Below are 11037 nucleotides of genomic sequence, written 5' to 3'. Positions count from 1 at the left end.
GTCGATCTTGCACTTTGTGCCCCGGCGTACCGGCTCGAAGCGGGCAATTCGGGGGCACAAAGTGCAAGATCGCGGGAACGGGTGGGTCAGGGGAGCGGGCGGAGTTCGGCGAAGTGGCACGCCGAGGGGTGCGGGTCCGCCGCGCGGGGCACCGCGTGGGGCTCCTGGGTGGCGCAGACCTCCTGGGCCTTCCAGCAACGGGTGCGGAAGTGGCAGCCGCTCGGCGGGTCGGCCGGGCTCGGCACGTCGCCGGTGAGCCGGATCATGGTGCGCTGGTCGCGGGCCTCCGGGTCCGGCACGGGCACGGCGGAGAGCAGCGCCTGGGTGTACGGGTGGGTCGCCCGCTCGTAGATCTCGTCCTCGGTGCCGAGTTCCACGATCTTGCCCAGGTACATCACCGCGACGCGGTCGGAGATGTGCCGGACCACGGAGAGGTCGTGGGCGATGAAGATGTACGACAGCCCGAACTCGTCCTGGAGCTTCTCCAGCAGGTTGATCACCTGGGCCTGGATCGACACGTCCAGGGCGGAGACGGGCTCGTCGCAGACGATGATCTCGGGCCGCAGGGCGAGCGCCCGGGCGATGCCGATGCGCTGCCGCTGACCGCCGGAGAACTGGTGCGGGTACCGGTTGATGTGCTCCGGGTTCAGGCCGACCACGTCGAGCAGGTCCCGCACCCGCTGCCGCCGGCTGCCCTTCGGCGCGGCGTCGGGGTGGATCTCGAACGGCTCGCCGATGATGTCGCCGACCGTCATCCGCGGGTTCAGCGAGGTGTACGGGTCCTGCATGACCATCTGCATGTTGCGGCGCAGCCGACGCAGCTCGGCGCCGGAGGCCCTGAACAGGTCCCGACCCTCCAACGTGGCCCGGCCCGCGGTCGGCGTCTCCAGCCGCATCAGCAGCCGCGCCAGGGTGGACTTGCCGCAGCCGGACTCGCCGACCACCCCGAGGGTCTCCCCGCGGCGCAGCTCGAAGCTGACCCCGTCGACGGCCTTGACCGCGCCCGTCTGCTTCTGGAACAGCACGCCCTGCCGGATCGGGAAGTGCTTGACGAGGTTGTCGACGGCGAGGATCGTCTCGCCCCGGACCTTGGCCGGGCTAGCGGGCGCTGTCATCACGGACCTCCTGCGCGAAGTGGCACGCGCTGGTCCGGCCGTCGCCGAGGACCAGGTCGTGCGGCACCACGTCCACGCAGACCTGCTGCACGTACGGGCACCGGGGGTGGAAGGGGCAGCCGGACGGGATCCGCATCAGGTTCGGCGGCAGCCCCTTGATGGTGGAGAGCTGTTGACCCCGCACGTCCATCCGCGGGATCGACTCCAGCAACCCCTTGGTGTACGGGTGGGCCGGCGCCCGGTACAGCGAGCGGACGTCGGCGTGCTCGACGATGCGGCCGGCGTACATGACGGCGATCCGGTCCGCGACGCCGGCGACCACGCCGAGGTCGTGGGTGATCAGGATCATCGCCATGTTGAGGTCGCGGCGCAGGTCGGCCAGCAGATCCATGATCTGGGCCTGCACGGTGACGTCCAGCGCCGTGGTGGGCTCGTCGGCGATCAGGACCTTCGGGTTCATGGCCAGCGCCATCGCGATCATCACGCGCTGGCGCATGCCGCCGGAGAACTGGTGCGGGTAGTCGCCGAGCCGGTTGGCGGCGGCCGGGATCCTCACCAGGTCCATCAGCTCGACGGCCCGCCGCCGGGCGTCCGCCTTGGACATGCCCTCGCGCTGGCGCAGCGTCTCGCCGATCTGCCAGCCCACCGGGAAGACGGGATTCAGCGCGGAGAGGGCGTCCTGGAAGATCATTGCGATCTCCTTGCCCCGTACCTGCCGGCGCTGCTCCTCGGGCAGCTTCAGCAGGTCGCGACCCTGGTAGAGGATCTGGCCGGAGCGGATCACCGCCGGGGGAGTGTCGAGGATGCCCATGATCGCCTGGGCGGTGACCGACTTGCCGGAGCCGGACTCGCCGAGCACGGCGAGGGTCTCGCCGGGATCCAGGTGGTACGAGACTCCGTTGATCACTCTGGCCACGCCCTCGCCGGTGCGGAACTCGATGTGCAGGTCCCGCACGTCCAGCAGGTGCCCGCCCTCGGGCGTCGGGGAGGCCGGCGTCGGTCGGACGGCGGACTGGCTCACTGCGCTCGCCTTTCGCCCGCGACTGCGGGGCTCGCCGTGCTCGCTCCTCGCGTTCGCACGTGTTCCTGCCTTTCGTTGACGCCTGCCGGGCCCGCTGCGTTCGCTCGCATCGGTCACCGCAGCTTCGGATCGAACGCGTCGCGGATCGCGTCGCCGAGCATGATGAACGCCAGCACGGTCAGCGCGAGGAAGGTCGAGGGGACGACCAGGGGAGTGGCCGACTCCCGCATGTGCACCCGGCCGGCGTCGATGTCGATCCCCCAGGAGATGGTCGGCGCCTTCAGGCCGATGCCGAGGAAGGAGAGCGTCGCCTCGGCGGCGATGAACGAGCCGAGCGCGATGGTCAGCACCACGATCGCCGGGGCGAGCGCGTTCGGCAGGATGTGCCGCAGCATGATCCGGCCGTCGCCGGCGCCCAGCATCCGGGCCGCCGCCACGTAGTCCTGCTCCTTCGCGGTGATCACCGAGGAGCGGATGACGCGGGCGGCGGTGGTCCAGCCGAGGATCGCCAGCACGAAGATCACCGCGCCGATCCGGACCGCGGAGCTGTCGCTGTTCACCCGCTTCAGCAGCACGATCGCGGCGAGCAGCAGCGGGATGCCGAGCACGATGTCGATCACCCGCGAGAGCACCGCGTCGACCCAGCGGCCGAAGTAGCCGGCCAGCATGCCGACGACGAGCGCGATCAGGCCGGTGAGCAGCGCGGAAAGCGCGCCGACCAGCAGCGACGCGCGGGCGCCGTGCACCGCCCGGGAGTACGTGTCGCAGCCCTGGAAGTCGTACCCGAAGATCGCCCCGCCGGACGGGCCGGCGTGCTGGCGGGCCAGCACGCAGTCGCGGGGGTCGTTCGCGGTGAACAGGCCGGGGGCGGCGGCCATGGCGGCGACCAGCACCACCAGCAGGAGGCTGATCCAGAAGATCGGGTTGCGGCGCAGGTCGCGCCAGGCGTCGCCGGCCAGGCTGCGCGGCTTCTGCGCTACGCCGACCTGGTTCGGCGCGCCCGGCTCACCGGACGGCCCCCGCCGCGCGGCCTGGTTCTCGCTCGCGGCGACGGTCTCGAAGTCGCTCATGCCCGCACCTCGCCGCGCTCGGCGCCGGCGCGAAACTCTGCGCTGCCGATTCGTTCGCTGCGCGCTGTCGGCGCACCCCCTCGCTGCGCTCCGGGGAGCGCCGAGCCGCGAAACGCCGCGTTGATGATTCGTTCGCTGCGCTCACTCATAGCGGATCCTCGGGTCGAGTACGGCGTACAGGACGTCCACCACCAAATTGGAGACGAGGTAGACCACGACGAGCACGCTGACGATGCCCACCACCAGCGGGCCGTCCTCGGTGCGGATGCCGCGGAAGAGGTTGAAGCCGACACCGGGGATGTTGAACACGCCCTCGGTGATGATCGCGCCGCTCATCAGGTTGCCCAGCTCGACGCCGAGGAAGGTCACCACCGGGATGAGCGAGTTGCGCAGCACGTGGACGCTGACGATCCGCCGCTTGACGAGGCCCTTCGAGCGGGCGGTGCGGACGTAGTCGGCGCGCAGGTTCTCCGCCACCGAGGTCCGGGTCAGCCGCAGCGCGGTGGCCAGCGAGAGGGAGCCCAGCACGATGCCGGGCAGTAACAGCGCGTACAGGTCGGGGTCGGCCCCGGCGGTGGGCGGGAAGAGCTGCCACTTGACGCCGAGGAGGAACTGCGCGAGCGGAGCGAGCACGATGGTCGGGATGCCGAGCACCAGCAGGGTCAGCAGCAGCGTCGAGTTGTCGAAGATGCTGGCCCGTCGGATGCCGGCGAGCACGCCCGCGGTCACCCCGAAGATGATCGTGACGGCCATGGCGATCAGCGCCAGCTTGACCGTCACCGGCCACGCGGCGGCGAGGATGTCGCCGATGGAGCGTCCGGTCAGCGACTGCCCGAGGTCGCCCTGGAGCAGGTTCTTGATGTAGTCGAAGTAGCGGTAGAAGAAGCCGCCGACCCCGGTCTGGTCGAGGTGGAACTTCTCGGTCAGGTATGCCCGCTGTGCGGCCGTGACCGGGCGCTCGCCGGCGAGCGCCTGGATCGGGTCGCCCTGGCCGGCGAACATCAGCGCGTAGACGATCAGCGTGGTCCCGAAGAACGCGAGGACCATCTGAAGCAGACGCCGCAGGATGAAGCGGAACATACTTGGCAGTCTCTCTGAAAAAGTGCGAAGGGGATGGCGGGTCGGGCCACCGTCCGCCGATGGCCCGACCCGACGCGCCGTGTTACTTGACGGCCTCGATCTTCAGCAGGTCGACACGGTCGAAGAGATCCATCTCCACGTTGGTGACCTTGGTCGAGTGGCCGAAGTTGTTCTGGCCGTACCGCAGCGGGATGACCGGCAGGTCCTGCGCCAGCAGGTCCTCCGCCGCCTGGTACTTCTTGATCGCCTCGTCCTCGTTCGCGGCGCTGGCGCCCTCGGCGAGCAGCTTGTCGAAGGCCGGGTTGCGGTAGCCGTAGTAGTTCGACGAGCCGTTGCTGCTGTACAGCGGGCCGAGGTAGTTCTCCATGGACGGGTAGTCCATGACCCAGCCCATCCGGAACAGGCCGACCGGCTGCTTGGCCTTGAGCTTGGTCAGCAGGTCCGCGAACTTCGGCTCGGCGGTGCCGACGCAGTCCACGCCCAGGTTGGCCTTGAGCTGGTTGCAGGTCGCGTCGATCCAGTCCTTGTGGCCGCCGTCGCCGTTGTAGGACAGCTCGATCTTCGCCGGGCCGCCCGCGGCCTGGTACAGCGCCTTGGCCTTGGCCGGGTCGAACTCGCCGGCCGCGCCGATGGTGTTCTCGCGGTAGCCCGCGACGACCGGCGAGACGAACGAGCGGGCCGGCTGCTGCGAGTCCTTGAAGATCGACTTGGTGATCTCGTCCCGGTCGATCGCCATCGAGATGGCCTTGCGCACGTCCGGGTTGCTGAATTCCTTCTGGAACGTCGGGAAGGCCAGCACCTGGAGCGACGAGGCGGGGCTCTGCTGGAACCGGTCGCCGAGGTCCGTGGCGGCCGTGGAGAGGTTCTCGGTCGGGATGGTCTTGATGACGTCCAGGTTGTCCGACAGCACGTCCGCGTACGCGGCGGTCGGCTGCTGGTAGATCCGGAACTCGACGCCGGCCACCTTCGGCTTCTCGCCGGGGAAGGCGTCGTACTTCTCGACCTCGACCTTGGCGTCGTGCTGCCAGGTGCCCTTCATCTTGAACGGGCCCTGGCCGACCGGCGCCTGCTCGTACCCCTCGGCCAGCACGCCGGGCGCGGAGAACGCGGCCTTCGGCATGGGGTAGAAGGCGGTGTAGCCGAGCATGGTCTTGAACTCGCTGTACGGCTCGGACAGCGTGACGGTGAAGGTCAGGTCGTCGACCTTCTTCAGGCCGGCGAGCGTCTTCGCCTTCGGGGTCTCGCCCTGCAGGTCCTCGTAGCCGGCGATCTTCTCGAAGAAGTAGCTGGAGTTCTGCCCGTTCGGGGCGTAGGCGCCGTAGTTCCAGGCGTCGATGTAGTTGTCGGCGGTGACCTGCTCGCCGTTGTGGAAGGTGTAGCCGCCCTTGAGCTTGACCGTCCAGGTCGTGTTGTCCTCGGACGTCACCGACTCGGCCGCCACCTCGTACGGCTTGTTGGCCTCGTCGTAGTCGACCAGCGGGCTGAACAGGGCGGCGAGCACCTGCGAGCCGCTCGTCTCGTTGGTGTTGGTCGGCACCAGGTGCTGCGGCTCGGCGATCTCGATCCGTACGGCCGCGTCGGGGTTGCTCTCGCCGGATCCGCCGTCGCCGCCCGAGCCGCAGGCCACCAGGCCCAGGGTCACCGCGAGCGGGAGGGCCGTCCAGGCAGCGAGCCTACGAACACGCATGTAGCCTCCTCATCTCCTCACGCTGCGCAGTCAGACCCGGCGCTGGGTTTACGCTGCGCAACGTTGGGCAACGGTAGGTCGCGGGTCGGCGTTCGACAACGAGCGCGTTGCGAACCGATAACGGAGCCGCCTCGGGGGTCTTGCCACGACGGGTGCTTCCTGCTATGGCTCTCGGGCCCTCCAACGCCGCCCGGCATGCGGGTTCTCCCGGCGTCGGCAGGGGCTGTCCTGCGCCTTGCGCCCGCCCTGCACCGTGTCGTGCCCCCGCGCCCGGGGTCGTCCCGCGTGAGTCGGGGCGTCCGGATCCGGGGGTGACCGGATCGGCAGAACATTACTCACAGTGATTAAGGGCACGTCACCCTTCGTGATCGAGCGACGGGCTGGCGCAGGTCGTCGGATCACCGGGCGTCGACCGTGAGACGATCTGGGCGTGACGGCGACGCTTCTGGACGGCAAGGCGACCGCGGCCGAGATCAAGGACGAGCTGCGGACGCGGGTCAAGGCACTGGCGGAACGCGGCATCACCCCCGGGCTGGGCACCGTCCTGGTCGGTGCGGACCCCGGCTCCCAGGCGTACGTCAACGGCAAGCACCGCGACTGCGCGGAGGTGGGCATCGCCTCGATCCGCCGGGAGTTGCCGGCCGACGCGACCCAGGAGCAGGTCGACGCCGTGCTCGCCGACCTCAACGCCGACCCGGCCTGCCACGGCTACATCGTCCAGCTGCCGCTGCCGGGCCACCTCGACACCCAGCGGGTGCTGGAGCTGATCGATCCCGACAAGGACGCCGACGGCCTGCACCCGGTCAACCTGGGCCGGCTCGTCCTCGGCTACGACGGCCCACTGCCCTGCACCCCGCGCGGCATCGTCGAGCTGCTCCGCCGGCACGACGTGGCGCTGCGCGGGGCCAAGGTCGCCGTGGTCGGCCGGGGCAACACCGTCGGCCGGCCGCTCGGCCTGCTGCTCACCCGGCGCAGCGAGAACGCCACCGTCACCCTGTGCCACACCGGCACCCTCGACCTGGCCGCGCACACCCGGGCCGCCGACATCGTCATCGTGGCCGCCGGCGTGCCGGGGCTGCTCACCGCCGACATGATCACGCCGGGCGCGGTGGTGGTCGACGTCGGCATCACCCGGGTCATCGGCCCGGACGGCAAGGGCCGCTACACCGGCGATGTCGCCCCCGAGGCCGCCGAGGTCGCCGGCAAGCTCGTGCCGATGCCGGGCGGGGTCGGCCCGATGACCCGGGCGATGCTGCTGACCAACGTCGTGGAGCGCGCCGAGCGCGACTGACCACCCGTCACCGCCGCCCGAGCCGGACGGCGGTGACGTTCGCCCCATCCCGGCGATGGCCGCCGCCCCTGACCGGATCGGTGCCAGGATGACTGATACCGTCCGGAAAACCGACTGGTAGCAGGGAGTGGGACGACCATGGGTAAGAAGGTCACTGTCGTCGGGGCCGGCTTCTACGGCTCCACCACCGCGCAGCGCCTGGCCGAGTACGACGTCTTCGACACCGTCGTGATCACCGACATCGTGGAGGGCAAGCCCGCGGGTCTCGCCCTGGACCTCAACCAGTCGCGGGCGATCGAGGGCTTCGAGACCAAGGTGGTCGGCGTGACCACGGGCCCGAACGGCGAGGGCTACGAGGCGATCGAGGGCTCGGACGTCGTGGTGATCACCGCCGGCCTGCCGCGCAAGCCGGGCATGAGCCGGATGGACCTGCTGGAGACGAACGCCAAGATCGTCCGTCAGGTCTCCGAGAACGTGGCCAAGTACGCCCCGAACGCCGTCGTCATCGTCGTGTCCAACCCGCTGGACGAGATGACCGCGCTGGCCCAGCTCGCCACGCAGTTCCCGAAGAACCGGGTGCTCGGCCAGGCCGGCATGCTGGACACCGCCCGGTTCACCAACTTCGTGGCCGAGGCGCTGAGCGTACCGGTGAAGTCGGTCAAGACCCTGACCCTCGGCTCGCACGGCGACACGATGGTGCCGGTGCCGTCGAAGAGCACGGTCGACGGCAAGCCGCTGCGTGAGGCGATGCCGGCCGAGCAGATCGAGGAGCTGGTCGTCAAGACCCGCAACGGCGGCGCCGAGGTGGTCGCGCTGCTCAAGACCGGCTCGGCGTACTACGCCCCGTCCGCCGCCGCCGCCCGGATGGCCAAGGCCGTCGCGGAGGACTCCGGCGAGGTCATGCCGGTCTGCGCCTGGGTCGACGGCGAGTACGGCATCTCCGGCGTCTACCTGGGCGTCGAGGCCGAGATCGGCGCCGAGGGCGTCAAGCGGGTCGTCGAGACCGACCTGGACGCCGACGAGCTGGCCAGCCTGAAGGAGGCCGCCGAGGCCGTCCGCGCCAAGCAGGCCGACGTCGCCAACATGTGATCCGCCACCCGTCGAGGGGGCACGCCGGTCCGCCGGCGTGCCCCCTCGTCGTTGCGCCCTACAGCGCCACGAACGCCTCGCCGAGGTGCGGGGTGGCGAGCACCGCGGGTCCGCGCGCGGCCAGTTCGCGCAACAGCGCCACCCGCGACGCGCGCGCCGCCGCGGCGTCCTCCTCGTGGGCGTACGCCAGCTCGGGGTCGACCAGTTGCACGGCGTGCACCAGCAGGTCGCCGGTGACCAGCAGCCGCTCGTCGCCGACCTCGAGCAGCACCGACTGGTGGCCGGGCGTGTGCCCGGGCGTCGGCAGCAGTCGTACCGCTGCGTCGATCCTCTCCTCGCCGTCGAGGACCCGGAGCTGGCCGGCGGCGCGCAACGGCGCGACCAGGCTGGCCGACAGCCCCGGGTTGAGGTGTCCCACGGCGGCCAGCTCGGCCCGCTGGAGCAGGTAGTCGGCGTTCGGGAAGTACGGCGTGCCCGGCGAGCCGGTGACCGCCCACCCGACGTGGTCGGTGTGCAGGTGGGTCAGCACCACCGTGCGCACGTCGGCCGGGTCGATGCCGGCGGCGGCGAGTTCGGCCGGCAGCCGCCCGGGCACCGGCGCCCAGCTCGACGCGGGGGAGCCGGCCGGGCCGATCCCGGCGTCGACCAGGGTCACCGGACCGTCCCCGGCGCGGATCGCGAAGCTGCGGAACGGCAGCCACCACCGCCCGTCGGCGGTCACCGTGGCGGGATCCCGCCGGTCGGCCGCGCGCCAGTGCTCGGCGGTGGCGGCCGGGAACGCCTCCTCGCGGGGTTGGAAGAAGGACCCCTCGCCGTCGGTGAGCGCGGTGACCGTGATAGACCCGAGGGTGCGGCGCGGTGGCATCCGGCGATGGTGCCAGCGGAATCGCGCGCCGCGCATCCCGTTATCCGGCCCGACCGAGGCCGGCTGGGGACTGCCGGCCAGTTTCCAGTACGCTCGTACTGCTTGAGCACGTGTCCCCCGAGAGGAGCGCCGGTCGATGGCGAAGATCAAGGTAAACAACCCGGTCGTGGAGCTCGACGGCGACGAGATGACCCGGATCATCTGGAAGCAGATCCGGGAGCAGCTGATCCTGCCCTACCTCGACGTCGACCTGCACTACTACGACCTGTCGATTCAGCACCGCGACGAGACCGACGACCAGGTCACCGTCGACGCCGCCAACGCCATCAAGGAGCACGGCGTCGGCGTCAAGTGCGCGACCATCACCCCGGACGAGGCCCGGGTGGAGGAGTTCGGCCTGAAGAAGATGTGGCGGTCGCCGAACGGCACCATCCGCAACATCCTCGGCGGCGTCGTCTTCCGCGAGCCGATCATCATGTCCAACGTGCCGCGGCTGGTCCCCGGCTGGACCAAGCCCATCATCATCGGCCGGCACGCCCACGGTGACCAGTACAAGGCCACCGACTTCGTCGTCCCCGGCCCGGGCACGGTGACCATCACCTACACCCCGACCGACGGCTCCGCGCCGGTCGAGATGGAGGTCGCCAACTTCCCCGGCGGCGGCGTCGCCATGGGCATGTACAACTTCGACGAGTCGATCCGGGACTTCGCCCGCGCCTCGATGCGCTACGGCCTGGACCGCGGCTACCCGGTCTACCTGTCGACGAAGAACACCATCCTCAAGGCGTACGACGGCCGGTTCAAGGACATCTTCGCCGAGGTGTTCGAGAACGAGTTCAAGGCCGAGTTCGAGGCCGCCGGCATCACCTACGAGCACCGGCTGATCGACGACATGGTCGCCGCCGCGCTGAAGTGGGAGGGCGGCTTCGTCTGGGCCTGCAAGAACTACGACGGTGACGTGCAGTCCGACACCGTCGCGCAGGGCTTCGGCTCGCTGGGCCTGATGACGTCGGTGCTGATGACCCCGGACGGCCGTACGGTCGAGGCCGAGGCCGCCCACGGCACCGTCACCCGGCACTACCGGCAGTACCAGAAGGGCGAGAAGACCTCGACGAACCCGATCGCGTCGATCTACGCCTGGACCCGGGGCCTGGCCCACCGGGGCAAGCTGGACGGCACCCCGGCGGTGACCGAGTTCGCCAACACCCTGGAGCAGGTCATCATCGACACCGTCGAGGGCGGCCAGATGACCAAGGACCTCGCGCTGCTCATCTCGCGGGACGCCCCGTGGCTGACCACCGACGAGTTCATGAACGCCCTGGACGAGAACCTGGCGCGCAGGCTCTCCGCCTGATCCGCCACCCTGGCGGCACCCGTTGTGGTGCTGCCGCTGCGTCACACCGGAGCCCGCCGGCACCCGCCGGCGGGCTCCGCCGTTCCCCCATGCGTCCGCCTGCCGCCTGCTGTCTTTTCGCCTCCCGTTTTCCCTCGTCTTCGTGTCTCCGTGTTTCTGCGTCTTCGCGTCTTCGCCTCCCGCTTTTGCTCCCGCCTTTCTGCGTCCCCCTTTCTGCGTCCCCGCCTTCTGCGTCCCCGCCTTCCGCCTCTCGCTTCCCCGCTCCCCGTAGATCTTGGTAAGAAACGGCCCCTATGGGGGCCGAATACCACCAAGATCTACTCCACTGCCCCGGCGGCGTGCGGAGACTGCGGGGGTGGCGGAGGGAGGGACGAAGGAGAGTGCGACGGGATCGCGTGAGCGGGAGTCGGGAAGGTGCAGGGTCGGAGTGACGGGGCGGAAGTGGCGGGGTCGGAGTGGTGGGGG

Annotated in this window: 10 protein-coding genes; 3 read left to right on the top strand and 7 right to left on the bottom strand. The window is 70.2% G+C overall.

The window, feature by feature from the left end:
• Positions 1-86: 86 nt before the first annotated feature.
• From ACSNOB_RS30150 to ACSNOB_RS30125, 6 genes are all read right to left on the bottom strand, one after another.
• Positions 87-1115, bottom strand: coding sequence for an ABC transporter ATP-binding protein (locus ACSNOB_RS30150; protein ID WP_436690619.1), 1029 nt, complete (start codon positions 1113-1115; stop codon positions 87-89).
• A complete protein-coding gene (locus tag ACSNOB_RS30145; RefSeq protein ID WP_393105398.1) occupies positions 1099-2136 on the bottom strand; it encodes an ABC transporter ATP-binding protein in 1038 nt (345 codons plus the stop codon). The genes ACSNOB_RS30150 and ACSNOB_RS30145 overlap by 17 nt, the downstream gene beginning before the upstream one ends.
• 113 nt (positions 2137-2249) lie before the next feature.
• Positions 2250-3206 (bottom strand): ABC transporter permease, encoded by a 957-nt coding sequence (locus ACSNOB_RS30140; protein WP_393105396.1) that lies wholly within the window; start codon positions 3204-3206, stop codon positions 2250-2252.
• Positions 3203-3355 (bottom strand): hypothetical protein, encoded by a 153-nt coding sequence (locus ACSNOB_RS30135; RefSeq protein ID WP_436690616.1) that lies wholly within the window; start codon positions 3353-3355, stop codon positions 3203-3205. Before ACSNOB_RS30135 ends, ACSNOB_RS30140 begins: the two co-directional genes overlap by 4 nt.
• Positions 3348-4286, bottom strand: coding sequence for an ABC transporter permease (locus ACSNOB_RS30130; RefSeq protein ID WP_436690614.1), 939 nt, complete (start codon positions 4284-4286; stop codon positions 3348-3350). The genes ACSNOB_RS30135 and ACSNOB_RS30130 overlap by 8 nt, the downstream gene beginning before the upstream one ends.
• 82 nt (positions 4287-4368) lie before the next feature.
• Positions 4369-5973 (bottom strand): peptide ABC transporter substrate-binding protein, encoded by a 1605-nt coding sequence (locus tag ACSNOB_RS30125; RefSeq protein WP_393105392.1) that lies wholly within the window; start codon positions 5971-5973, stop codon positions 4369-4371.
• Positions 5974-6403: 430 nt separating this feature from the next.
• Here ACSNOB_RS30125 and ACSNOB_RS30120 point away from each other — a divergent pair, with 430 nt between their 5' ends.
• Complete coding sequence (locus tag ACSNOB_RS30120) at positions 6404-7264, top strand: bifunctional methylenetetrahydrofolate dehydrogenase/methenyltetrahydrofolate cyclohydrolase (RefSeq protein WP_393105390.1); 861 nt, start codon at positions 6404-6406, stop codon at positions 7262-7264.
• Between the two features lie 138 nt (positions 7265-7402).
• On the top strand, positions 7403-8353 hold the full coding sequence (locus ACSNOB_RS30115; RefSeq protein WP_091102982.1) for a malate dehydrogenase: 951 nt from the start codon (positions 7403-7405) through the stop codon (positions 8351-8353).
• 58 nt (positions 8354-8411) lie between these two features.
• On the opposite strand, the gene ACSNOB_RS30110 is transcribed toward ACSNOB_RS30115, so the two are convergent.
• Positions 8412-9218 carry an MBL fold metallo-hydrolase gene (locus ACSNOB_RS30110; protein WP_436690611.1) on the bottom strand — a complete coding sequence of 269 codons (807 nt, stop codon included), beginning with the start codon at positions 9216-9218 and terminating at the stop codon, positions 8412-8414.
• Between the two features lie 136 nt (positions 9219-9354).
• On the opposite strand from ACSNOB_RS30110, the gene ACSNOB_RS30105 reads away from it, so the two are divergent.
• Positions 9355-10572: an NADP-dependent isocitrate dehydrogenase gene (locus ACSNOB_RS30105; protein ID WP_393105386.1), complete on the top strand. Its 1218-nt coding sequence runs from the start codon at positions 9355-9357 to the stop codon at positions 10570-10572.
• Positions 10573-11037 lie beyond the last annotated feature (465 nt).

Source organism: Micromonospora sp. URMC 106, assembly GCF_051386395.1.
In the GTDB taxonomy this organism is placed as follows: domain Bacteria; phylum Actinomycetota; class Actinomycetes; order Mycobacteriales; family Micromonosporaceae; genus Micromonospora.
Note: the sequence above shows the minus strand (reverse complement) of the source record. Positions and strands in the feature narration are given on the sequence as shown.